This is a genomic window from Mesorhizobium sp. M0185 (genome assembly GCF_040322175.1).
In the GTDB taxonomy this organism is placed as follows: domain Bacteria; phylum Pseudomonadota; class Alphaproteobacteria; order Rhizobiales; family Rhizobiaceae; genus Mesorhizobium.
This window is the reverse complement of sequence record NZ_JAMYSY010000050.1, coordinates 1-22,684: the sequence shown is the minus strand read 5'-3', so window position 1 is coordinate 22,684 and position 22,684 is coordinate 1. Positions and strand designations below refer to the sequence as shown.

General features: G+C 61.1%; 23 protein-coding genes and 2 tRNA genes. 12 read left to right on the top strand and 13 right to left on the bottom strand.

Translation table 11 applies throughout. The features are described 5' to 3' along the window. Positions 1–129 precede the first annotated feature (129 nt). Entirely contained in the window at positions 130–3,762 is a 3,633-nt protein-coding gene (locus NKJ20_RS27930) for a class I SAM-dependent DNA methyltransferase (protein ID WP_352748497.1), read from the top strand. Between the two features lie 33 nt (positions 3,763–3,795). Here the strand turns inward: NKJ20_RS27930 and NKJ20_RS27925 are convergent, their stop codons facing one another. After that, the gene (locus tag NKJ20_RS27925) at positions 3,796–5,490 is read right to left on the bottom strand and encodes a DUF6538 domain-containing protein (RefSeq protein WP_352748494.1); all 1,695 of its coding nucleotides are present in this window, start codon (positions 5,488–5,490) and stop codon (positions 3,796–3,798) included. Between the two features lie 79 nt (positions 5,491–5,569). After that, positions 5,570–5,644, bottom strand: a tRNA-Thr gene (locus tag NKJ20_RS27920). 160 nt (positions 5,645–5,804) lie between these two features. On the opposite strand from NKJ20_RS27920, the gene NKJ20_RS27915 reads away from it, so the two are divergent. From NKJ20_RS27915 to NKJ20_RS27870, 10 genes are all read left to right on the top strand, one after another. Beyond that, positions 5,805–6,035, top strand: a complete 231-nt coding sequence (locus NKJ20_RS27915; RefSeq protein WP_352748491.1) for a hypothetical protein — start codon at positions 5,805–5,807, stop codon at positions 6,033–6,035. Positions 6,036–6,192: 157 nt separating this feature from the next. Beyond that, the gene (murA, locus tag NKJ20_RS27910; RefSeq protein WP_352614714.1) at positions 6,193–7,485 is read left to right on the top strand and encodes a UDP-N-acetylglucosamine 1-carboxyvinyltransferase; all 1,293 of its coding nucleotides are present in this window, start codon (positions 6,193–6,195) and stop codon (positions 7,483–7,485) included. A 301-nt stretch (positions 7,486–7,786) separates the two neighbouring features. Beyond that, positions 7,787–8,221, top strand: coding sequence for a DUF2948 family protein (locus NKJ20_RS27905; RefSeq protein ID WP_352457708.1), 435 nt, complete (start codon positions 7,787–7,789; stop codon positions 8,219–8,221). A gap of 4 nt (positions 8,222–8,225) precedes the next feature. After that, entirely contained in the window at positions 8,226–9,518 is a 1,293-nt protein-coding gene (gene hisD, locus NKJ20_RS27900; RefSeq protein ID WP_352747098.1) for a histidinol dehydrogenase, read from the top strand. A gap of 2 nt (positions 9,519–9,520) precedes the next feature. Continuing rightward, positions 9,521–10,006, top strand: coding sequence for a UPF0262 family protein (locus NKJ20_RS27895; RefSeq protein WP_352747096.1), 486 nt, complete (start codon positions 9,521–9,523; stop codon positions 10,004–10,006). Position 10,007: 1 nt separating this feature from the next. Next, entirely contained in the window at positions 10,008–10,475 is a 468-nt protein-coding gene (locus NKJ20_RS27890) for an arsenate-mycothiol transferase ArsC (RefSeq protein WP_280952102.1), read from the top strand. Between the two features lie 89 nt (positions 10,476–10,564). Further along, entirely contained in the window at positions 10,565–10,783 is a 219-nt protein-coding gene (gene infA / locus NKJ20_RS27885) for a translation initiation factor IF-1 (protein ID WP_006200926.1), read from the top strand. 25 nt (positions 10,784–10,808) lie between these two features. Beyond that, complete coding sequence (locus NKJ20_RS27880) at positions 10,809–11,438, top strand: Maf-like protein (RefSeq protein ID WP_352457706.1); 630 nt, start codon at positions 10,809–10,811, stop codon at positions 11,436–11,438. Beyond that, a complete protein-coding gene (gene yacG / locus NKJ20_RS27875; RefSeq protein WP_352748488.1) occupies positions 11,435–11,626 on the top strand; it encodes a DNA gyrase inhibitor YacG in 192 nt (63 codons plus the stop codon). Before NKJ20_RS27880 ends, yacG begins: the two co-directional genes overlap by 4 nt. A gap of 411 nt (positions 11,627–12,037) precedes the next feature. Continuing rightward, positions 12,038–12,113: transfer RNA gene (locus NKJ20_RS27870), tRNA-Phe, on the top strand. 408 nt (positions 12,114–12,521) lie between these two features. Here NKJ20_RS27870 and NKJ20_RS27865 read toward each other — a convergent pair. From NKJ20_RS27865 to NKJ20_RS27815, 11 genes are all read right to left on the bottom strand, one after another. Continuing rightward, entirely contained in the window at positions 12,522–13,136 is a 615-nt protein-coding gene (locus tag NKJ20_RS27865) for a class I SAM-dependent DNA methyltransferase (RefSeq protein ID WP_352748486.1), read from the bottom strand. 217 nt (positions 13,137–13,353) lie between these two features. Continuing rightward, the gene (locus NKJ20_RS27860) at positions 13,354–14,109 is read right to left on the bottom strand and encodes an AAA family ATPase (protein ID WP_352453411.1); all 756 of its coding nucleotides are present in this window, start codon (positions 14,107–14,109) and stop codon (positions 13,354–13,356) included. Then, the gene (locus tag NKJ20_RS27855) at positions 14,106–14,489 is read right to left on the bottom strand and encodes a hypothetical protein (RefSeq protein WP_352453410.1); all 384 of its coding nucleotides are present in this window, start codon (positions 14,487–14,489) and stop codon (positions 14,106–14,108) included. Before NKJ20_RS27855 ends, NKJ20_RS27860 begins: the two co-directional genes overlap by 4 nt. A 524-nt stretch (positions 14,490–15,013) precedes the next feature. After that, positions 15,014–16,606 (bottom strand): gamma-glutamyltransferase, encoded by a 1,593-nt coding sequence (gene ggt / locus NKJ20_RS27850; RefSeq protein ID WP_352748484.1) that lies wholly within the window; start codon positions 16,604–16,606, stop codon positions 15,014–15,016. A gap of 21 nt (positions 16,607–16,627) precedes the next feature. Continuing rightward, the gene (locus NKJ20_RS27845) at positions 16,628–17,347 is read right to left on the bottom strand and encodes an ABC transporter permease (protein ID WP_352748544.1); all 720 of its coding nucleotides are present in this window, start codon (positions 17,345–17,347) and stop codon (positions 16,628–16,630) included. Further along, positions 17,344–18,057, bottom strand: coding sequence for an ABC transporter permease (locus tag NKJ20_RS27840; protein WP_352698118.1), 714 nt, complete (start codon positions 18,055–18,057; stop codon positions 17,344–17,346). The genes NKJ20_RS27845 and NKJ20_RS27840 overlap by 4 nt, the downstream gene beginning before the upstream one ends. Before the next feature lie 84 nt (positions 18,058–18,141). Further along, positions 18,142–18,987, bottom strand: a complete 846-nt coding sequence (locus NKJ20_RS27835) for a transporter substrate-binding domain-containing protein (RefSeq protein WP_352748481.1) — start codon at positions 18,985–18,987, stop codon at positions 18,142–18,144. A gap of 85 nt (positions 18,988–19,072) precedes the next feature. After that, positions 19,073–19,744, bottom strand: a complete 672-nt coding sequence (locus NKJ20_RS27830; protein WP_352747061.1) for a GntR family transcriptional regulator — start codon at positions 19,742–19,744, stop codon at positions 19,073–19,075. A gap of 511 nt (positions 19,745–20,255) precedes the next feature. Next, positions 20,256–20,633, bottom strand: a complete 378-nt coding sequence (locus NKJ20_RS27825; RefSeq protein ID WP_352747059.1) for a VanZ family protein — start codon at positions 20,631–20,633, stop codon at positions 20,256–20,258. A gap of 654 nt (positions 20,634–21,287) precedes the next feature. Beyond that, positions 21,288–21,554, bottom strand: coding sequence for a DUF6894 family protein (locus NKJ20_RS27820; protein WP_352448669.1), 267 nt, complete (start codon positions 21,552–21,554; stop codon positions 21,288–21,290). Positions 21,555–21,657: 103 nt separating this feature from the next. Then, positions 21,658–21,849, bottom strand: coding sequence for a DUF3606 domain-containing protein (locus tag NKJ20_RS27815; protein WP_352448668.1), 192 nt, complete (start codon positions 21,847–21,849; stop codon positions 21,658–21,660). 423 nt (positions 21,850–22,272) lie between these two features. Between NKJ20_RS27815 and NKJ20_RS27810 the strand changes: the two genes are divergently transcribed. Then, positions 22,273–22,572 carry a DUF1236 domain-containing protein gene (locus NKJ20_RS27810; RefSeq protein ID WP_352747052.1) on the top strand — a complete coding sequence of 100 codons (300 nt, stop codon included), beginning with the start codon at positions 22,273–22,275 and terminating at the stop codon, positions 22,570–22,572. Positions 22,573–22,684: the final 112 nt, after the last annotated feature.

Below are 22,684 nucleotides of genomic sequence, written 5' to 3'. Positions count from 1 at the left end.
CCGGGTTGGCCTCACGCGACCACGCAATGATACCGGCATGTTCAAACCGGCCTGAAGCCCGACAGCAACAAAACATTCTGGACCCAGTTTGGGGTTTGTATTTCCGGCACGATTGAATAGGTTCCCGCCATGGGGGAAACTACCGTCAACGCCGAATGGTTGGAACGACTGATCGCGACCGGTGCCGCCTCTGGGGGGTCGGAGCTTGCGAACTATCAGCTCTTTGTCATCGGGCTGTGCGAGGCACTGGGTCTTGATCGTCCGAACATGGCTTCCGAGCAGAACCATCTGAACGACTACGTCTTCGAGCGTCGTGTTGACTTCAAGCACGCGGATGGCACGCGGACCGCCGGACGGATCGACTGTTACCGGCGTGGCTCTTTCATCCTCGAAGCCAAGCAGTCGGGCAAACGTTTGGCCGCGAAGCACGACGAAAGTCAGTTCTCGCTGCTGCCAGAAGATGCCTTCCAGCGGAAACCCGGGCAGGCCAAACGGGGTACACGAGGCTGGGATCAAGTGCTGCTCGCGGCCCGCAGGCAGGCGGAAGATTACGCTCGCGCACTCCCCGTCGAACATGGCTATCCGCCCTTCCTTCTCGTGGTCGACGTGGGGAACGTGATCGAGGTTTACGCGGACTTCTCAGGACAGGGAAAGAACTACGCCCACTTCCCCGACCGGCAGACTTACCGGATCGGCATGGAAGACCTGAGGGAGGCCAAGGTGCAGGCCCGGTTGCGCGCGATTTGGACCGATCCACAGTCTCTCGACCCGACGAAGATTTCGGCCGAGGTCACCCGCGACATCGCCGAGCGCCTCGCCAAGATCGCCAAGCGGCTCGAAGGCAACCACGACGCGAAGGACGTTGCCGAGTTCCTCATGCGCTGCCTGTTCACGATGTTTGCGGAAGACGTAAAGCTGATCCCTGAGAAGGGGTTTCACACGCTGCTTGGCCAGATGCGAGACACTCCCCAACACTTCGTCTCGGCCCTTGAAGGTCTCTGGGGCGTCATGGACAGCGGCGGCTATGCGCCACACCTGAATGCTACGCTGAAGAAGTTCAATGGTTCCCTCTTCAAGAAGCGGATGGCGCTTCCGCTCGACAAGGATGACATCACCGAACTCTGGATCGCGGCGGGCAAGGACTGGTCCGACGTCGAACCCGCGATCTTCGGGACCTTGCTGGAACGGGCTCTAAATCCACGCGAGCGGTCGAAGCTTGGGGCGCACTACACGCCCCGCGCCTACGTCGAGCGGCTGGTCATTCCAACCATCATCGAGCCCTTGCGCGCCGATTGGGAGGCTGTGCAAGGACAGGTGAAGGAACTGCGGGACGCAGGAAACCATCCGGCAGCTTTGGCTGCGGTGAAGACTTATCATCATATGCTCTGCACGACGCGCGTCCTCGACCCGGCCTGCGGAACTGGCAACTTTCTTTATGTCAGTCTGGAGCTAATGAAACGCCTTGAAGGCGAGGTCCTGGAGGCGTTGGACGACCTTGGCGAGGATCAGGCCCGCTTCACTATGGAAGGAGAGACCGTCAATCCGCGCCAGTTCTACGGGCTTGAGCTGAACCCTCGCGCCGTGTCCATTGCCGACCTTGTACTGTGGATCGGCTATCTGAAATGGCAGCTTAAGACCGCCGGTGTCGCGTGGATCACGGAGCCGATCTTACACGCGTACGGCACGATTAAGCAGCAGGATGCCGTCATTGCCTATGACCGACAGGAGCTATTACGCGACGCCAGCGGTCGCCCTCTGTCGCGCTGGGATGGCATCACAACAAAACTGCATCCGATCACCGGCGAAGAAATCCCAGACCCTGAAGCGGTCGTCGAAATCCACAGCTACGTGAACCCCAGGCGGGCTCCGTGGCCGGAAGTCGAGTTTATCGTCGGCAACCCTCCTTTCATCGGCGGTAAGGACATGCGTGGCGAGCTTGGCGATGGCTATGCGGAAGCCTGTTGGGCGGCTCGACCCGAGGTATCAGGGGGTGCCGATTTCGTGATGCATTTCTGGCATGAGGCCGCTACTCGGCTCCTACGAAAGCCGTTGAAGGACCGGATGAACCCGTTGCGCAGGTTCGGGTTCATTACCACTAATTCCATTACGCAAATCTTCTCGCGGCGCGTAATAGAACGCCACATGGCTGCCAAGGAACCGCTCTCGTTGATCTATGCGGTTCCTAATCATCCATGGATGAAAGCATCCGACAAGGCTGCTGTACGCATCGCGATGACTGTGGCTGAACGAGGCGAGAAAGACGGTGTGCTGGCCGAGGTAGTCGCAGAGGCGGACTTGAATACGGACACGCCGCAAGTTGTCTTGGAACGCCGCGAGGGTAGAGTACGAGCTGACCTCACAGTCGGTGTTGATTTGTCCCGAGCAACCTTGCTTCATTCCAACGAGCTACTGGCAAGCCGAGGCGTTGCGCTGCATGGGGCAGGCTTCATCGTGACCCCGCAACAAGCTAACACTCTTGGACTTGGGAAACAGGCTGAGTTGGATAGATACTTGGTTCATTACCGCAACGGGCGCGATGTTGCACAGCGTCCTCGTGGCGTGATGGTAATTGACCTGTTTCCCTTGGGAATAGAGGAAGTTCAGGTAAGATTTCCTGATGTTTACCAACATGTCCTTGAACGAGTGAAACCCGAGCGAGATAGCAATCGAGAGGACTTTCGTCGCGAACATTGGTGGTGGTTCGGGAGGAGGCATACAGACCTTCGAGAGTTCCTAAGCTCAATTCCTCGATACATCGCAACCGTGGAGACTACAAAACACCGTTTTTTCCAGTTCCTTGATGCGAGCATCCGTCCTGACAATAAAATTGTCGCTATAGGGCTTACGACGGGAGAGCATCTCGCTGTCCTCTCGTCGCGCCTTCACGTTGCTTGGGCAATCGCCACTGGCGGCTGGATGGGCATTGGCAACGATCCCGTCTACGCCAAGAGCCTCACCTTCGATCCATTCCCGTTTCCAATTGCGGTTGATCATGACATCAAGCCGAACGTTCAGTTGTTCGCGCAACAAGAGCGTCTTCGAGCTCTCGGCGAACGGTTAGATGTATTCCGAGCTGACCGGCTTAAGCGTTATCCCCACCTTACCATGACGGGTCTCTACAATGCGCTGGAGCGGCTGCGCGAACTGGAGAATGGCTCCGAGGTATCACCCCCCACGGATGCCGAGCGCGATGTGCATCAGGCTGGACTGATCTCGGTCCTTAAGGAAATCCATGATGACATCGACAGGACAGTTCTTGTCGCCTACGGCTGGGAGGACCTGATCCCGGCGCTCGTCGGCAAACCGGGTGCGACGCTTCCGTCGATCCACAAGTCTCCCGAACAAGAGCACGCGGAGGAGGAGTTGTTGAGCCGTCTCGTCGCCCTGAACGTGGCGCGGGCGGCGGAAGAGAAGCGCGGCATCATACGATGGCTCAGACCCGACTTCCAAGTCCCGAAATTAGCGGGCAGGACGCAACCGATGTCAGACGAACATGTCGGAACGCTGGATGTCGTTCTTCCGGATAGCGCAGGTCGGCCGCGCTGGCCCACTGACGGGCTCGAGCAAATCAGGGTCGTGCGGGACCTCCTCGCCAAGGCACCGACCCCAGCGCCACCCGCCGCCATCGCAGCGGCCTTCGATGGCAAGTCCACGACCAAGCGGAAGGACCGGGTGGGACAAGTGCTGGAGACCCTTGTCGCCACCGGCATCGCCCGCACAGGAGAGCTTGACGGACAGCGTCGCTACTTCCTGCCGAGGTAGCCCGCGCTGTGGGCTGGTAGTTGCGCTCCCCCTTCACTCCGCCTTCCGCAGACGTCTATCTTCGCCTTTCAGACGCTTCTCTTCGCCATTCAGACGCTCGCGTTGGGCTTGAGCCGCAACGGTTTGGTTCGACGGCCTCCATGCCAATTCTTCTACGTCAAAGCGCGGCAGCTTCGTGATCTCCCTTGCGAGGGCGCTGGGTGGGAAATCGCCGTATCCCTCGCGGGCATCCTCAGGGCCACTCCCAAGCATGAAGTCACGATGCTGCTTGTCCATGTCATGTTTGCGCGACAGCGACGTGAACAGGTGCCGCCAAGCGTGGTTAGGTTTGCCGCCCGGTGCAGGGATGCCCAATTCCTCGGTGATCCAATTCCCAACCCTAACGCCGGCCTCTTGCGACCGGGGCTTACTTGTCAGCTTGGTGAGTTCAATCCCATCGGGATAAGGGACGTAGAAGGCCGGGCCGTCGCCCACCTCCTTGAACATTTCCAATAAGCCCAACTCTACAAGGTGCGGGTGAACGGCAGTCATCCACGCCCTTCCACTCTTTGTGGAACCGGCCTCAGGCGTAATGAGCAAATAGGGTGTGTCGCCATCCGCCTCGACGTCCACACCGCGAAGCTGAGTGATCTCCGTCACCCGCAATCCGGTGTACGCGCAAATCCATGGCACCCAAAAGAGTGCGCGCTTGTGCGGCGCTGAGATGTCCTTGGAGCTGCCGTTGAATGTGGCGCTGAGGATGGCCTTGGCCTCCTCCATGTCGTAGCCCTTCTTGCCCGGTGCGGGGCCGTCTCTTCGGTCCCGAATGTCACTGGCAACGTTTGTCGGTAGGCCGAACTCCCTGACTGCATGGGTGAGGACCGCGCTCAACGCCGCAAGGGCCTTGCCGTTGACCTTCGACGGCGACAGCCCCTCGGCTATCAATTCGTCACGCCACTTCCGAACATCCTCATTCGTGACGTCCTGAGCATTCCGGTGCCCGCTGCTCTTGACGAATTTGGCGAGGTCCCGCGCGTAGTCACCCTTGGTCTTCTCCTTGAGGCTCTGTGTCGCGAACTTATGGTCAAGCAGGGCGAACAGGTCCAAGTCCCCTGCCGCCCGTGGCGCTGGCTTGGCCTCGCCGCGCTCGGCCTCCCAATCGGGGAAACGCTTTCGCGCTTCGTCGGGCGAATAGTCGCCTCCGGCCTTCCTGAGGTTGGTTTCAGCCGCAAGCTGGATTGCCTTGGAGGCCGCACGGACGACGCGGGTCCGACTGAAGAGGTCGGTGTTGACGCCCTGCTCGGCGAACAACTCGTCGACCGTGGGGCCGAACCATTGGTCAAGCTCACCGCCCTCCTCCTTGCCCTTGTTCAGCCGCAGTACCGCTTTCCAGATGCCTTCCTCCCCCGGCTCACTGTCCATCATGTCGACCAGGCGAGCGTAGAGGAGGCCCGCAAGGGCCTGGATTTGCTTGCTGGTGAGCGGCTGAGGGCCTTGCCTGAACCGCTGCCAGAACTCATGGAGTGCAGCGTCGGCCTCGCGATACCGCCTCTTGGCCTCTGCGGGGTCTTTGGTATCGAGGCTGACCTTGACGGTTGCGCCCGCTTTCACCGTTCTGATGGTGCCGCCAACGGGAATTGCCACCCTTCCATCGAGTGGAATATCCTTCAAATCGGAAGGCGCGCGTTGCCGAAGGTAATAGACGCCAGTCTTCTTATGCTGCCAAGGTCCGGGCATTCTCAAGCTCATGTGTACCACCTCTGTGTACCAGACAGGCGGCAAAAAGACCAAGAAACTCAGATAGTTGTTCCGAATCAATGGGATATTCTGGTGCTGCGAGAGAGGATTGAACTCTCGACCTCTCCCTTACCAAGGGAGTGCTCTACCACTGAGCTACCGCAGCCGCCGATGGCGGGGCTTCTGCCATATCGAACCGGCAAGCGCAAGGCCAAGACAAAGACGGGTTGAAAGGCCGCACCGGGCGATCGTTGCGGACATGGCCGTGCCACAATGTTGGCTATCCCTTGATACGCACCGGCGGGTCGCCGGCCGGGGACAGAACGATGAACGGCAAGACAGTTTCTCCGAACAAGGATGGATCACCGAAGAAGGATGGTTCAGCGAACAAGGCCGGAACGGGCCGCAAGGACCGGCTGGCCGAGCAGTTGCGCGCCAACCTGCAGAAGCGCAAGGCGCAATCGCGCTCACGAAGGACCGGCGACGCCGACAAGCGGCGCGCTGGCGAGGCCGACGAGCGGCCGGAGGGGCTGCAGGCGGCGATGAAAAAAGATTAACGCGAATCGGCTATGTTGGTCGCCGGTACTTTGGCCAAGTCGGCGTGGGCCAAAGTGGGGAGTAGCCTGTTTCTTGAACCAAGCCGGCCAATGGTCTAGATGGCCGCAACAGACTCAACCGATTTAAACCGGCCGTGGCGCCGAGGGGACGCTCTTCATGGATCGCATCAGAATTGTCGGCGGCAACAAGCTTGCCGGAAGCATTCCGATCTCGGGCGCGAAAAACGCTGCGCTGCCGCTGATGATCGCCGCGCTTTTGACCGATGACACGCTGACGCTGGAAAACGTGCCGCATCTGGCCGATGTCGAGCAGCTGATCCGCATCCTCGGCAATCACGGCGTCGACTATTCGGTCAATGGCCGCCGCGAAAAGCAGCAGGAAGGCTATTCGCGCACCATCACTTTCTCGGCCCGCAACATCGTCGACACGACGGCGCCTTACGAGCTGGTGTCGAAGATGCGCGCCTCGTTCTGGGTGATCGGCCCGCTGCTGGCCCGCATGGGCGAAGCCAAGGTGTCGCTGCCCGGCGGCTGCGCCATCGGCACACGGCCGGTTGACCTCTTCCTCGAAGGCCTGCAGGCGCTGGGTGCCGATATCGACGTCGACACCGGCTACGTCATCGCCAAAACCAGGAACGGCCGGCTTGTCGGCAACCGCTACATGTTCCCGAAAGTTTCGGTCGGCGCCACCCATGTGCTGATGATGGCGGCCTCGCTGGCCAAGGGCGAGACGGTGCTCGAAAACGCCGCCCGCGAGCCGGAGATCGTCAACCTCGCCGAATGCCTCAACGCCATGGGCGCGAAGATCTCCGGCGCCGGCACGGCGACCATCACCATCGACGGCGTCGAGGCGCTGTCGGGTGCCCGCGTCAGGGTGATCCCCGACCGCATCGAGACCGGCACCTATGCGATGGCCGTGGCGATGACCGGCGGCGACGTCGTGCTGGAAGGCGCGCGGCCCGACCTGTTGCAGACGGCGCTCGACATCATTTCGCAGACCGGCGCCGAGATCACGCAGACCAATTCCGGCATCCGCGTCAGGCGCAACGGCGCCGGCATTTCGCCGGTCGACGTGACGACGGCGCCCTTCCCGGCTTTCCCGACCGATCTGCAGGCGCAGTTCATGGGCCTGATGACGATGGCCAAGGGCAAGTCGCGCATCACCGAGACGATCTTCGAAAACCGCTTCATGCACGTCCAGGAACTCGCCCGGCTAGGCGCCCACATCACGCTGTCCGGCCAGACGGCGATCGTCGACGGCGTAGCGAAGCTGAAGGGCGCGCCGGTCATGGCGACCGATCTTCGGGCCTCGGTGTCGCTGGTCATTGCCGGCCTTGCGGCCGAAGGCGAAACCACGGTCAACCGCGTCTACCATCTCGACCGCGGCTTCGAGCGGCTGGAGGAAAAGCTGTCTGGCTGCGGCGCGGAAATCGAGCGCATTTCGGGGTAATGATAGCAGGTTCAGGTCGGCGCTGCCCCTCACCTGCCTGCCGGCATCTTCTCGCCGTATAGGGACGGGGAGTAGGACCGCCTCGCGAAGGATTTCGCCAATCTCCGGCGTTGCGGAGAGGGTGCCGAGGTTGCGGCCAGCCCCTACACCCGTCCCTATACGGGGAGAAGGTCCCGGCAGGAGGATGAGGGGCAGCGCCGACCGGGGCGATTGCCTGGCCAAGACCTCCGGCGCGGTTGCACGAGCCGGAAAGACCGCCTAACAGAAGGTCGAATAATCAACTCGCAGGTGCGAATTCCGCATGAATGGCCTCAAGCTTGTCGCGCTCGACGATCAGGATCTGAGCATCATCTCGGCGCATGTCCAGGATGCCGTCATGAAGGTCAGCGATCTCGAATACCTGCCTTCTGTAAAGCGCTTCGTGCTGACCATGAACCGCTTCGTCTGGGAGGCGAAATCCGGCTTCTTGCGCCAGCACAATGAGCGGCGGCAGGCCGTGCTGCATTTCGACCGGGTGCTCGGCGCCAAGACCAGCGGCATTGCCCGCGACAAGCCCGACGAAGTGCTGTCGCTGCTGGCGATCAGCTTTCTCGCGCTCGACAAACCGGCCGGCATCGTCGAGCTGATCTTTTCGGGCGGCGGCGCGATCATGCTCGATGTCGAATGCATCGAGGCACGGCTTGCCGATGTCGGCGGCGCCTGGGAAGCGACGTCGCGCCCGGTCCACAGGGTTTGAGCCGATGGCCATCACGCTTCGCCAGTCCGACGCCGATTTCGAGCAGCGCTTTGCCGCGTTCCTGCTGACCAAGCGGGAAGTCTCGGCCGATGTCGACGCCGTGGTGCGCGAGATCATCGCCAAGGTGCGTGCCGAGGGCGACGCGGCGCTGGTCGGGTACACGCAGAAATTCGGCGGCGGTGACCTGGCCAGGCTCGGCATCGCCGTCTCCAGGGACGACATTGCCAAGGCTTACGAGGCCGCCGATCCGCAGACGGTCGAGGCGCTGAAATTCGCGCGCGAGCGCATCCGCTCCCACCACCAGCGGCAGATGCCGCAGGACGACCGCTACACCGATGCCGCCGGCGTCGAGCTCGGCTCGCGCTGGACGGCAATCGAGGCCGTCGGGCTCTACGTGCCGGGCGGCACGGCGAGCTATCCTAGTTCGGTGCTGATGAACGCGGTGCCGGCCAAGGTCGCCGGCGTCGAGCGCATCGCCATGGTGGTGCCGGCCTCCGGCGGCGAGGTGCCGCCGCTGGTGCTGGTGGCAGCCGACCTTGCCGGTGTCTCCGAAATCTACCGCGTTGGTGGCGCCCAGGCGATCGCGGCCCTTGCCTATGGTACCGAGACGATAAAGCCCGTCGCCAAGATCGTCGGCCCCGGCAATGCCTATGTCGCGGCGGCCAAGCGCCAGGTGTTCGGCACGGTCGGCATCGACATGATCGCCGGGCCGTCGGAAGTGCTGGTTGTCGCCGACGGCAGCAACGATCCGGACTGGATCGCCGCCGACCTCCTCGCCCAGGCCGAACACGACGTGTCGGCGCAGTCGATCCTGATCACCGACGACCGTGCCTTTGGCGCAGCGGTCGAACAGGCGGTGGAGCGGCAGTTGCAGAACCTGCCGCGCGGAGAAACGGCGGCGGCGAGCTGGCGCGATTTCGGCGCCGTCATCCTGGTGCCGACGATCGAGGCAGCACTGCCGCTGGTCGACCGCATCGCGGCCGAACATGTCGAGCTTGCCATCGACGACCCAGAGGGCTTCCTGGCGCGGATGCGCAATGCCGGCGCGGTGTTTCTCGGCCGCCACACGCCGGAAGCCATCGGCGACTATGTCGCCGGCTCCAATCACGTGCTGCCGACGGCGCGCTCGGCGCGCTTTTCGTCCGGGCTTTCGGTGCTCGATTTCGTCAAGCGCACTTCGATCCTGAAGCTCGGGCCGGAGCAGTTGCGGGCACTGGCGCCGGCGGCGATCACGCTCGCCAAGGCGGAAGGCCTCGATGCGCATGGACGCTCCGTCGCCATCCGGCTGAACATGTAGAAATGTCCGACTACGACCAAACCCGCGCCAGGCTGATCGATGTCGAGCTCGACGAGACGATCGGCCGCTCGACGCCCGATGTCGAGCATGAGCGGGCGGTGGCGATCTTCGACCTGATCGAGGAGAACCGCTTCCAGCCGGTCAATGACGACGGCGCCGGGCCGTACCGGCTGAAACTGTCGCTGGCCGAGTCCCGGCTGGTGTTCGCGGTGACGCGCGAGGACGGCGCAGCCGTGGTCACCCACATCCTGTCGCTGACGCCGCTTCGGCGCATCGTCAAGGACTACTACATGATCTGCGAAAGCTATTACGATGCCATCCGCACCGCGACGCCCAGCCACATCGAGGCGATCGACATGGGCCGGCGCGGCCTGCACAATGAAGGCTCGCAGACGCTGATGGACCGGCTTGCCGGCAAGATCGAGATTGACTTCGACACGGCGCGCCGGCTGTTCACGCTGGTTTGCGTGCTGCACTGGCGAGGCTGAACTGGCCGCCCCGCTGCCCCGCCCGATCCTGCCCCGCTCGATCCTGTTTGTCTGCGGTATGAACGCCGTGCGCTCGCCGATGGCCGAATTGCTGGCGCGCAAGGTGCTCCCGCCTACCACCTTCGTCGCCTCGGCGGGAGTGCGCGGCGGCGAACGCGATCCGTTCGTCGATGCCGTGCTGGCCGAAGAAGGGCTGTCGCTCGGCGAACGGCACCCGAGAACGATGGACGACCTCGAGGACGATTATTTCGACCTGATCGTGACGCTGGCGCCTGAAGCTCACCACACCGCGCTCGAGCTCACCCGCTCGCTGGCCGTCGAGGTCGAGTATTGGCCTATGCCCGACCCGACCGGCGTCAGCGGCACGCGCGAGCAGATCATGGCCGCCTACCGCGACGTGCGCGAGCGGCTGAAGGCGCGGATCGGCCGCCGTTTTCTCGGCAACGGAGCTAAAAACGCCGCGGATTAAGCATGTTCACAAGCGGACGTTTATCATATAGGTTCCGCGCAACTTTCCGGCCGGGGCGCTGGAAGTACCCATCCAAGCAAAGGTATCGAATGCCGAAGGAAGAAGTCCTCGAGTTTCCGGGTGTCGTGACGGAACTGCTGCCCAACGCGATGTTCAGGGTCAAGCTCGAAAACGAACATGAAATCATCGCCCATACGGCCGGCCGCATGCGCAAGAACCGCATCCGCGTTTTGACCGGCGACAAGGTCCTGGTCGAGATGACGCCCTACGACCTGACCAAGGGCCGCATCACCTACCGCTTCAAGTAAGTTCAAGGACCCGGCCGGGATCGCGATGGGCATTTTGCAGAAGCTCGTGCTTGCCTCGGGTTCGCCGCGCCGGATCGAGCTGCTGCAGCAGGCCGGCATCGAGCCGGACCGTGTGCTGCCGGCTGATGTCGACGAGACGCCGTTGCGCGCCGAACACCCGCGCTCGCTGGCCAAGCGCCTGGCGACGCAGAAGGCCGAGAAGGCGCTGGCTTCGCTGAAGACCGAAGCCGACTACCTGCCGAGCTTCGTGCTGGCCGCCGACACGGTGGTTGCCGTCGGGCGGCGCATCCTGCCCAAGGCCGAGACGCTCGACGACGCCGCCAACTGCCTCGGGCTTTTGTCCGGCCGTTCGCACCGGGTCTATTCCGGCATCTGCCTGATCACGCCGGGCGGCAAGCAGCGCTTGCGGCTGGTCGAGACCAGGGTGCGTTTCAAGCGGCTGCCGCGCGAGGAGATCGAGGCCTACATCGCATCCGGAGAATGGCGCGGCAAGGCCGGCGGCTATGGCGTCCAGGGGCTTGCCGGCGCCTTCGTCGTCAAGCTTGTCGGCTCCTACACCAACGTCGTCGGCCTGCCACTCTACGAGACCGTAGCGCTTTTGAGCGGCGAAGGGTTTAAGGTGCACGCCAACTGGCTGTCGGGTGCGCGGATATGAGCCCGGACGACAAGGTCACGCCGTTGCGGCCCAAGCGGCCCTGCCCCGAATGCGGCAAGCCATCGGCGCGCGAAACCTACCCGTTCTGCTCGACGCGCTGCAAGGACATCGACCTCAATCGCTGGCTGAAGGGGGTCTACGTCATCCCGGGCCTCGACGACGAGGACGAGAACGACGACCAGAAATAGCGCCGTCCACCTGCGGTTTTCCACAGGTTTGGGACGGTTTCGCAGCCGCGATCGTGACCGATGATCGGCCTTGCGGACTGCCTGTCGTTTCCCGCCTGAAATCAATGTCCAGAACTTGTTCCATCCGGGCACTGTCGGACGGAACAGGTTCTGGCTCCGAAAACCGGATTCCACTTTTCGGGATCATGCTTTTTGTCTGAGCATAATCTTTTTCCGAAAACCGGATTCCACTTTTCGGGATCATGCTTTTTGTCTGAGCATGATCTTTTTCCGAAAACCGGATTCCACTTTTCGGGATCATGCTCTAAGCGCTGGACAGGCCGAATTCCCGTGCTATAACCCACGCGCTTTCAAGGGGTGCCGACGGCGCTTTCATGAACCCGGTGTGCAGATTGCCGCCCGCCGGAGCAGGCCCAGATAGCTCAGTTGGTAGAGCAGCGGACTGAAAATCCGCGTGTCGGTGGTTCGAATCCGCCTCTGGGCACCACTACTTCCTCATATAAAATCAATGGCTTCCGGTGTCGCCAACTTGGCGACTTACGGCATTTCATGTCGCGCCGATGTTGCTGTCCGATCAATCGGGTGCTCGATGAGCGAGCACGGACTGTAGGAAGCGAAGCGAATGAGGTCTGGTATGACTTTTGTAAGCGGGGCAAAGGCCATACCAGAGGATTCGGTCAGGCCGCCTCAGGGCGAACGATAGGCAAGTGCATCGTTGGTCACCGGCGAGCGCCGTCGCCAAACGCACTGATGAGCAGAGGCGAGCAGCGCTTTGTCTGATTGAGCCAAGCGAAGCGCAGCCAAAAACGACACTCGATACTTTCCTGCCAATAGCTTCAACAAAGACCAGCCTCATGGCAAATGCTCGGTTTCAAATTTCATGTGCCCGCCGGCTTTACCGCTTTCTGGCAACCACCAGGAAATTCTGCGCAAGCTCCGCCGGAATCCTGGCACTTGCGCAGATCCTTTCAAACGGCACGATCAATATTTCGCAGAGTCTTGGCAGCAATTTCCCGGGTCGCGGCAAAAAACCGTACCCAACTATCCGCTCGACAATAAAGCCATTTGCAATGAGCGTCTGCTCGTATCCTTTAATGCTCAAAGTGTGGCGGACTGTCCCTCCTGCATAACGGTTCAGAATGCGGCAGACCAGCCCTATTGGCGAAGTCGCATTCATGTGGATATTCGAGATTAGCAATCCACCTTCGTTCAAATGCGCGCTGATGGCCGACAGTGCATCCTTCCTGAGCTCATCTTCAGCATTGAGGAAGAATCTGAATGCCGTGACCACGTCGAACCTTTCGGCAAGCGGAGAGCACGTAATATCAGCGCGGACCAATTTCACGTTCTTCGGAACCCGTGCGCTAGCCAGCATAGATTGGGAGATGTCAACGCCGACGACTTCACCAAAAAATTGAGCTGCGATATTTGCTATGCGGCCTGTGCCGCATGCGAAGTCCAGGCATTTCCGGTTCGGCCCGCCGACAGGCAGGAGAATACGTTCGACCAAAGGCTTTTCGATACCCGACCACAGAGCCGCATAGTAGCCGGACCGGAACGTGTCGGAGTAATGGGCACCGTACCCATCCGTCTGGTGGCTTGCTCGGTAATCCCGACGAGCGGGTGCACGGTTCTCATGGACGCTGCCTAACGGTCGCCGCTGCGCCCGTAGAAATCTGCGAATGCCAACGAACGATCTCACCGTGAGCACCATGCAACTCGCGCCTCTAGTCTGGCCCGACGCATGCCGTCGCGGGCAATCCGTGCCCCACGATGCGCGCGACGACCTGTTCGAAATTGCGTGGGTCGAGGCCGTCGACACGCATCAGCGGCCATTTGTCTTGCAGGCATTGGCCGATCTCCCTCGCGATATCCGCTTGCTTCAGGCCCCTGACCACTCCGACTTCGAGAAGGCGCTCGAGGTACGGCTGCCGCGCATACCGCTCAATGAGGCGGTGGCGCAGCGTTTCCCCGGGCGCGTCGACTTGAATGAGGAGATCCGGTCGCGGCAGGAACGTCAGGCAATTACGAACCATGTCGATACTTGGATTTCGTGCCAACAGGACGAGCGCACACAACGCCTGAACGATGCCCTCTTCGAAAATGAAGTACCCTTCTGAGGCCTGCGCCGTATTCCAGGCTTCGAAGAGCAAAACGACGTCGATCTTCAGACGCAACGCCCATATTCGACTTTTTGGAGGGATCGATGCCAAAAGCCGCGCAGCGGCCCCCTCGCTCGGCGGAGTCGAGAACAAGACCGGACTCGCGGTGGCGAGCTTGTGCACCAGACGCTGGATGCCATGGCGTGTCTCCGGGCCTTCATCCTCGACCGAATCGACTTCGCTGCCGAAAGACACAAAATCAATCCGGCGATAGCCATTGACTGTCTTCACACGGATGTCGCGTTTCGCCAGCTCACGGCAAAGGGCGCGGAGAAGGGTCGTCTTGCCTGCACCAGGCGGACCGAACAACTCGATGATCATGTAGGGACCTCCCGAACAGGACGCAGAAAGATCGGATGAAGCGAGTTCGCCCGCTCCGGCGGTGTGGCGAGCGTAAACACTCTGGCATCAGCCTGGCCGAGTTGACCCCGCTCGCTGGCATCCTGCTGACGCCGCAAAAAGCTTTGGAGGAGATGCGATGCGGCGGGAGACTGCCTTTCCATGGCGTGCAGTCCCGCCTGTTGAGCCGCGACAGCGTTGCCGGTTGACTTGAGAACTTGCAATTGCTTCTCGATCGCCTGCGCTTGCGGCTGGTTGACACGCCTGTCGCTGTCGAACTGGCTCGTCGCCCGTGCCATCTCCTGATCGATCGAGCGCCCCACGGTTGCCCGTTGGTCGACGTCGGTCGTCGTGGCTTCCACGCGTGCGAGCCTCGACGACCCGACCCCGCCGCCTGCGTCAACACCTCCGTCGTCGCGCCGCTTGCGCCCATAGGAATATGGACCTCAGAAAGTCTCTAAATTGCCTGTGGATCGGAGCTTACTAGGAGTGCCGAACCATACCATCATCCATCTGAATGACTGTCGGCACCACGGCACGCGTGTTTGGGCGCTGAACAGGGCAACGAGTTCAGGCCGAGCGGGCCTGACGCGACACAAACGCGACATTCGGCCTAAAATCTGAACAATATCAATCACCGACAGCGGACTGAAAATTCGCATGTCGGTGGTTCGAATCCGCCTCTGGGCACCATTTTTCCCTGTACGGCCCGGAGACATGGGTAACAGTTTGTACCTAAGACATGGGTGACAACCTCGCGCCGATCGGATTGTCGATGGCGTGCAAGGAATTATCTGGACCATGGCGCCAGCGGCTCCTGCTCGCCGGCCAAATGTCGATGAAGAGCATCTTCGGCATCTTGGGTCCCGCTCTGGCCATAACCGGTCTACAGACCGAGGGCGCAGCCGTCCTTGCGCGGTTCAGAACCGCCCAGCAGGGTCCCGTTTGCCCAATCGATGCGAATGGCCTGCGCACCGCCGATCGGGTCCGTGGCGGGAATGATTTCGAAACCGCGTCGGCTAAGTTCAGCTACGGTTTCGCCAGCGAGCCCGTGTTCGGCCTGGATGTTCATGGTGCCGCTGACGGGGGCGACCCGCGGCAGATCAATCGCCTCCTGCAGATCCATCCCGAAGTCGAGCACCTTCGTCAGCAGGTGCGCGTGGCCCATTGCCTGGTAGTAGCCACCCATAACGCCGAAAGGCATTTCTGCCCGGCCGTCTCTCGCAAGCATCCCGGGTATGATGGTATGCAAAGGTCGCTTGTTCGGCGCCACTGCATTGGGGTGCTTGGGGTCAAGCGAAAAGCTTTGCCCGCGATTGTGCAAGACGACACCGGAGCGTGGCGAGACCAGGCCCGAGCCAAAGCTGTCGAAGACCGAGTTGATGAAACTGACCGCATTGCGATCCTTGTCGACAACCGAAATATAGACCGTGTCGCTGTGCAGCGGCATATCGAAGGCCGGCAGGTCCGCGCGGGCGCGCTTTAGGTCAATCATGCCGGCCAGACGATCGGCCCAGGCATTCGACAACATGTCGGCCACCGGGACCTCGGACGTGTCGGGATCGGCGACGAGCAGGTCACGCGCGGCGTAAGCGAGGCGTGTTGCTTCGATTTCCAGGTGAAGCCGGTCCGCGGATTGCGGGTCGCCGTGCGCTTCGAAGCGCGAGAGGATGTTTAGAATGAGCAGCGCGATCACACCCTGGCCATTCGGCGGACATTCGAACACATCGCAGCCTCGAAACGCCGTGCTGATCGGGGTCACGTATTCGCCTGTTGCCGAGGCGAAATCTTCGAGTGTGTGCAATCCGCCGAGCCCACGAAGATAGACGACCATGTCGTCGGCCACAGGGCCAGTGTAGAAGGCCTCTCGTCCCTTCTTGGCGATCAGCCGCAGCGTTGCAGCCAACTCAGGCTGGCGATGCACTTCGCCAACGCCTGGCGCGCGGCCGTTTGGCAGGAAAATCCGTTTCGCGGCTACATCGGAGGCCAGAAGTTCTTCTTCCAACGCCCAGTCACGATGGACCCGCGGTGAAATGGCGTACCCTTCCTCGGCGAAACGTATAGCGGGGGCCAGGATTTGATCGAAGGGCATATGTCCATGATGAGTGTGCAATCTGGTCCAGGCATCGATGGCTCCCGGGATGGTGACGGAGCCAGGAGAATTGCGGGCCACCTCCGCCATGCCACGTTCGAGGAACCAGTCAATTGTGAGGGCGGCGGGTGTCCTGCCCGATCCGTTGTAGGCGATGACCTCGCCGGATCCGTTTCGCGACAGAAGGGCGAAGCAGTCGCCTCCAATGCCGGTCGAGGCTGGCTCGACGACACATTGCACCGCGCAGGCTGCGATGGCGGCATCCATGGCGTTGCCGCCGGCCGCCATGATCTCCACCGCCGTCAGGGTCGCCGACGGATGAGAGGTGGCGGCCATGGCCTCGCGTGAAACGACGACCGAGCGCGTTGGTTTCTCAAAATTTCGCATGCTATGCCCTTCTGATCGTGCTCAAGAGGCGGCGTCGCTCATCGTCAAGGGGCGGTGCCGCAGATGCCGCGACATCCAGTATTCGAGTGCCGCCAAGGCACGGATGATCGCGAAGTTCAAAGTGAGATAAATGGCGCCCGCGCAGATGAAGACTTCAAAGGCGCGGTAGGTCTGGGAGATCAATCCCTGGGCAATTCCAGTCACCTCCATCAAGGTCACGATGGAAGCCAGAGACGTGCCCTTGATCATCAGGATGATTTCATTGCCGTAACTCGGCAGCGCCTGGCGAAAGGCCAGCGGCAGGATAACGTGCCGATAGGTCAAATAGGTGGACAGGCCGACAGACCGGGCCGCCTCGACAAGGCCGCGTGGCACCGATTGAATCGCGCCGCGGAGGATTTCGCTGCCATAGGCGGTGGTGTTGAGTGTCAGCGCGATGATTGCGCACCAGTAGGGTTCGCGGAAAACGGCCCATAATCCAATTGCCGACAGTTGGTGCCGGAATTGACCAAGGCCATAATAGGTCAGAAAAATCTGCACCAGCAGAGGCGTGCCCCTGAACACGGCAACGAAGCCACGGATCGGCAAGACGACGAAGGGCGATTCCGATTGCTGGGCAAGCGCCAATGTGACGGCAAGAACGAAGCCGGCAACGATGGAAGTCAGGGCCAGTTCCATCGTGAGCGGCAGGCCGGCGAGTAGCTTCGGCAGGATTTCGAGGAAAAAACTGAAATCTATCATGCCGACCGGACGCGCCACGGCGCCTTGCGTTCCAGACGGTAAAAGGCGTGGCCCGTGACGGAAGCGATAGCCAGATAGAGCAAGGCTGCAGCAATGTAGAAGATGAACGGTTCACGGGTCGAACCTGCAGCGATCTGCGCCTGGCGCATCAGTTCAACGAGGCCGATTACCGATATCAGCGACGAGTCCTTCAGAACCAACTGCCACACATTGCCGAGACCTGGCAGCGCGTATCTCAGGAGCTGGGGAAAAATAACCTGTCGCAGCCGCTGCAGCCGGTTGAGACCAAGCGCGCAAGCGGCATCGTGCTGTCCCTGGTCGATGGCGAGGTAAGCCCCTCGATAGACCTCGGCTTGATAGGCGCCCGAGATGATCGCGATAGCCAAGGTTCCAGTGGCAAAGGCCGGAACGCCGACGAATCCGGACCCGCCCAGGCTATGACCAAGCGAGGTCAGGGCGACACTACCTCCATAGTAAAGCAGATAAATGGTCAGAAGGTCGGGCACGCCCCTGAAAACCGTGCAATAGCCAAGGGCCAAGAACCTCAATATTTTGGAGTTGCGGAGACGCCCGGCCGCTGCCAGCCCGCCAAAGACAGCGCCAAGCGCAAAGCCCAGCACAGACAGGAGCACTGTGACCGAGGCCGCCATGAGAAGAGCAGCCCCCCAACCTCCGTGCTGGAAACCAAGCAGCCGGAATGCGTCAACCATTGATACCCCGGCATTGATACCCCCGGCAGGACGAACGGCTCAGCTCCGGAACGTGGTCAGGAATGGCCGTTCGCCGGCAAGCGCTTACTTGACTGGAGTGACGTCGCTCTTGAGCCATTTAAGCGACAGGGTTTTGATCGTGCCGTCGGCGGTCGCGGCGTCGATGGCGCCGTTGAGCATGTCTTTCAGCTTGGTGTCTTCTTTGCGGATACCGGCCCCGGAGCCAAGACCGAAGAGACCCCCGACAAATCCTGGTCCTGCAAGCGCATAGTCGCTGAACTCCGGCTTGCTCAGCGTGGCGGCCAGCGCTGTCTGTTGCGCGAAGAGCGCGTCGATGCGACCCGCGGCAAGATCGAGATCGTGTTGCTCGGTGGTCTTGTATTCGCGAATCTCGGCGACGTCCGAGAAGTATTTTTTCACAAATTCCAGGTTCGCCGTTGCAGCCTGAACTCCAATGATCTTTCCCTTCAGCAATGGCTTGAGCTTGTCGATTGCCGCCTGCGCAGAGGCTTCACTGTCCAGCTTCAACCGCTCGTTGGAGATGCCGAGCTTGCCCAGTTCGCTATCCTTGGCGACCGCGAAACCTGAGGGATCCACCGCATATGGCTGGGTAAAGTCAATGATCTTCAGACGTTTTTCAGTGATGAACATGCTCGCCATGATCACGTCGAACTTGCCGACGGTCAGCGCGGGGATCATGCCGTCCCAGTCCTGTGCGACGATCTTGCACTCGATCTTCATTCGCCCGCACAGATCATTGGCGAGATCGACTTCGAAGCCGTCCAGCTTGCCGTCGGCTGTTGTGAAATTCCAGGGCGCGTAGGCTCCTTCGGTGGCAATGGTAATTGCCTTTGGTGTTTCTTGTGCAACGGCGGCCTGGACCAGGCCGAACAGGACCGACGCAATGGCTGTGATGCGGCTAATTTTCATATCATTCTCCTCTTTTTGCCGGTATGACAGTTCCCTTTCGTCGTGCCGGATTATCTTCCGGCTTCAACGAGTTAGACGGTATTCCCTAGCGGCGGCCGGGACTTGCGAAGTTGGCCAGAAGCGGCGCTGTCTCGACGATATGATCCCGCATGACGATCTCAGCCTTGCCGGCATCACCTGACCGCAGCACGTCGATCAGGATCTCGTGCTCGGCACGCGCGCTGGCGGGTTTGTCGACATAGTCGAACCAGATGCGCAGGTAGGGCTCGATCACGACGTGCAGGCTGGCGATCTGCCGGACCAGCTTGGGTCTGTTGCTCAATTGGCAAATCTGCAAATGGAAGGCCTGATGGCGCACGACCCAGTCGCTGCTGCCGGTCTGGCTGGCGCGCTCCATGCGGTCAAGCTGGCGTTCCAGTTCTTCAAGCACTTCGACATCGATGTGCGGCATGGCAAGCCTCACCGCCAGCCCTTCGAGCACCGAGCGCATTTCAAACGTTTCGTAGATCTCGTCGAGGGTAAGCCCGGCGACGATGCAGCCACGGTTCGGGCGAATGACCACAAGACCTTCCGCGGCCAGTTGGCGGAATGCTTCGCGAACCGGCATGCGGCTCATGCCGATTTCCGTCGCGATCTCTTCCGGGATCAGCCGGTCCCCGGCCCGATAACGCCCCATCCTCAGGGCTCGCTGAATGTGGCGATAAGCTTCCTCCTCGGCGGTCGCGATGCCCAACGGCTCGATTGCGTCAGCTGCCATGTCCCTGGTCCGATCAGAGCGTATCTGTGTATCCACTTATCCAGTTGTCGAAACCTGTGTCAAGCACCGATGCTTGGGCGCTTTAGAATTTCTCTTGTGAGAATAAGCACTTGGTAGGGGAAATCGGGTTAAGCACACTGTGATCAGCTAAGCCGCTGATCGGCCTACTTTTCAACATCCGGCAAAAAGGCCCGCCGCTCCATTTGCGAAGCGGCGAGGCCCCATATTCGGGGACGATTGCCGGGATTTCCCGGCATTGCCTGCAATGCAATTCAGGTGCCAGATTTGTTGATCCAAAACGGGTCACCGCACCGGGGCGCCAACGCGGACCTTCCGCGATCACGCTACTGCCGCGCTTTGCCATTCCTGCTATGTTATTTTGCGGCGGACGTAATTTTCCGCCTGGCCGGCGCCCCATCAGGCAACTTACCCCAACGCGCCCCCCAAGTGGCGCCGGCCATTTTCCCCTTATTGGGGCACGGGCGCGCCGATTCCGTTATGCGCTTTCGAGCTATGGCAATCCGCCGGCGAGCCGCTTTGTCCAGCCTGCAACCATCAGTCCGCACGCGATTCCCGCGCAGTCGGCCGCCCAGTCGAATAAATCCGGGTCGCGCCCTATCAGTTGCACGGCCTGAAGCCCCTCGATCGCCGCACCCGTGAGAACGAGGAGTACGATCAGCTTCGCCTTGCGTTCCGGCCAGCCGAGACTTCCGAGAGCCGCCAGGATGACGAAGGCGGCGGCGTGATTGAGCTTGTCGTGATCAAACGTGAAAGCCAGGCCAAGGCCCTGCAGGAGTTGCTCCGGCAGAAGGGCGAACAGCAGAACGCCGGCAAACGCGGCCGGAAAGGCAATCCTTGCCACGATCTGATAAGAATCCAGGCGCAACAAGGATAGAATGGCCTTTCGTCCGAAATCTGCAGGGAACACCGGCCGCTGAATCGAGAGCGAGCGCGGTGTCCAATTTCCGCCGTCGGGGCGTCCGGTGCATCGTCAGAATGAATGAATGCCTCGGGTCAGCCGCTGGCAGGCCGAACTGCTGGGGAGGGCTCTGCATGGTGTAGCTTCCGCGATCACGCAATTACCTGCTGCGCCAGCGCGGCTACAATCTGGCTGCGGCGGACCTGATTTCCGCTTGGCCGGCGCTGCGTCAGGGCACCTTACCCCATGCCACACGAAGCAGCGCCGGCCAGAATTCCATCGATTGCGTGATGACCGACCCGCGTCAAAAAAGCCCGCCGCCCTGTCGGACGACGGGCTCCGTTGCCTGGGCGCCAGGGCGCCACGGTAGCGACTGATGTTACTAGTGCTCCCGCAGGTCTCCAATATGCTTCCGCCGCATGGCGTTGCGCATCGGCTAAACAAACGAAGCCCGCGCCTCTGGCGGAGGGCGCGGGCCGATCGGGTTGCACCCGATCTGCAGCAGAATCCTGGGAGGTTCCCGCTGCTTAAGATAACAATTAGAGACTTCTAATGTTCCGCGCTAGGGGAAGATGCCGCTGCACCAGAAATCTGATGATGGTCGGCGCGATGATGATCGAGCCGTCAGTTCGTGCGCAAGTCGATCTGGAAAATCCGCTCGTCGAAGTGCCGCGTTTCAACGGCAAAGGTCAAAGCCACTTCAAGGACCAGACCGCCACGGTCGTCCCGGACCTTGACTGCAATCCTGCGATGAGGAAGGCCATCCCTGGCCATCTCGGCCAATGTGCGAAGGGCTTCTTTCCTGACCAGCGGGAGATCGTCATATAACGTTCCCTGATCGTCGGAATAGACGATTCCGTCTTCATCGGAATCGAAGAAGTAGCGGGGCATTGCGCTTGGCCGAAGCGGGCGGCATCCGGGCACGTTGTCGATAGCTGGCCGGATCTCGGCCGATCGCGATCAGCGCCTCTCCACCGTTGGCTTCGCCGCCAGCTCACTTGCGCTCGCGCAATGCCTTCACCGCCTGCGAGAGGATCATCCGGTCGCCACCGGTCCTTTTGATCAGCTTGCTCACCTGGCTGGGCGAAACACCATTCTCCCGCGCGAAATGTTCGACCTCATAATATTCATCCGCCGAAACGCGATTGCGGTCGCTGAAGTCTCGCTTGCTCTTGTCATCGGCCATTTCCGCTCTCCTCGCCCCTTCTCTTCGCTTCAGGGGGGTCAACTTTGGTGCACACAGCAATTTGAGGGTTCGCCCGCCACTAAGTGACGCGCGAACCCTTATCGGCGCAGGAAGGGACAGGGCTGCGCAGATGCCGGGTTCGATCGGAATGGAAACAGCCAGGACCGGTGCGAGCAACCGTCGACCTTTTCCACGGAATCCTCCCGGAATGTGCAGCCAGCAACGGCTAGGTGCCGCGGCGGTTCCGGGTCACGCGGCAAACCCACCCTTTGCGCGCAAGGATCAGACTTAGGTCCTGCGGCAACACGTCGGTTGGTCCCGGCCGGGCGGGACCGAAGCCCCGTCGACGGAACGTTTTCAGCTGCCTTCCGTTCGAATGAGCCTTGGCGCGAAGAGCGGACCGAGTTCGCAAAGGAGACGACCATGAGAATGCATCTTTCCACCGCGGTGGCGGGTTTTTTGCTGCTGGCAGGCATCGGCGCCGCTGCGGCGCAAGACGTTGTCATCGAACCGCAGCAGGAAACGGTCATCAAGGAGTATGTGAAAAAGCAGCCGCTGGCCTCGGTGAAAATCCCTGGGGTGGAGCTCAACATCGGCTCGACGCTCCCCGATACCGTCGAGCTTCATGAAGTCCCCAGCGTCAAATACCGCTATGTCATCGTCGACAATCGCACCGTCGTGGTCGACCCAGGCACGCGCAAGATCGTCAAGATCATCGATTGACGTGAAAGTTCGGGCAGCCGTGGGCCCCCCCCCCCCACAGAAGCGCGGGGGGGCGGGAGCGGAGGGAATCAGCTAGACAGAGCGGGGCCCGAGGGAACCCCCCCCCCCACCC

Coding starts and splice junctions, on each gene's coding strand:
- infA (WP_006200926.1), top strand. CDS start 10,565: ATGCCGAAGGAAGAAGTCCTCGAGTTTCCGGGTGTCGTGACGGAACTG.
- NKJ20_RS27820 (WP_352448669.1), bottom strand. CDS start 21,554: ATGCCCCGCTACTTCTTCGATTCCGATGAAGACGGAATCGTCTATTCC.
- NKJ20_RS27845 (WP_352748544.1), bottom strand. CDS start 17,347: ATGATAGATTTCAGTTTTTTCCTCGAAATCCTGCCGAAGCTACTCGCC.
- NKJ20_RS27810 (WP_352747052.1), top strand. CDS start 22,273: ATGAGAATGCATCTTTCCACCGCGGTGGCGGGTTTTTTGCTGCTGGCA.
- NKJ20_RS27930 (WP_352748497.1), top strand. CDS start 130: ATGGGGGAAACTACCGTCAACGCCGAATGGTTGGAACGACTGATCGCG.
- yacG (WP_352748488.1), top strand. CDS start 11,435: ATGAGCCCGGACGACAAGGTCACGCCGTTGCGGCCCAAGCGGCCCTGC.
- NKJ20_RS27815 (WP_352448668.1), bottom strand. CDS start 21,849: ATGGCCGATGACAAGAGCAAGCGAGACTTCAGCGACCGCAATCGCGTT.
- NKJ20_RS27905 (WP_352457708.1), top strand. CDS start 7,787: ATGAATGGCCTCAAGCTTGTCGCGCTCGACGATCAGGATCTGAGCATC.
- NKJ20_RS27830 (WP_352747061.1), bottom strand. CDS start 19,744: ATGGCAGCTGACGCAATCGAGCCGTTGGGCATCGCGACCGCCGAGGAG.
- NKJ20_RS27880 (WP_352457706.1), top strand. CDS start 10,809: ATGGGCATTTTGCAGAAGCTCGTGCTTGCCTCGGGTTCGCCGCGCCGG.
- NKJ20_RS27840 (WP_352698118.1), bottom strand. CDS start 18,057: ATGGTTGACGCATTCCGGCTGCTTGGTTTCCAGCACGGAGGTTGGGGG.
- NKJ20_RS27860 (WP_352453411.1), bottom strand. CDS start 14,109: ATGATCATCGAGTTGTTCGGTCCGCCTGGTGCAGGCAAGACGACCCTT.
- murA (WP_352614714.1), top strand. CDS start 6,193: ATGGATCGCATCAGAATTGTCGGCGGCAACAAGCTTGCCGGAAGCATT.
- NKJ20_RS27915 (WP_352748491.1), top strand. CDS start 5,805: ATGAACGGCAAGACAGTTTCTCCGAACAAGGATGGATCACCGAAGAAG.
- NKJ20_RS27925 (WP_352748494.1), bottom strand. CDS start 5,490: ATGAGCTTGAGAATGCCCGGACCTTGGCAGCATAAGAAGACTGGCGTC.
- NKJ20_RS27895 (WP_352747096.1), top strand. CDS start 9,521: ATGTCCGACTACGACCAAACCCGCGCCAGGCTGATCGATGTCGAGCTC.
- ggt (WP_352748484.1), bottom strand. CDS start 16,606: ATGCGAAATTTTGAGAAACCAACGCGCTCGGTCGTCGTTTCACGCGAG.
- hisD (WP_352747098.1), top strand. CDS start 8,226: ATGGCCATCACGCTTCGCCAGTCCGACGCCGATTTCGAGCAGCGCTTT.
- NKJ20_RS27835 (WP_352748481.1), bottom strand. CDS start 18,987: ATGAAAATTAGCCGCATCACAGCCATTGCGTCGGTCCTGTTCGGCCTG.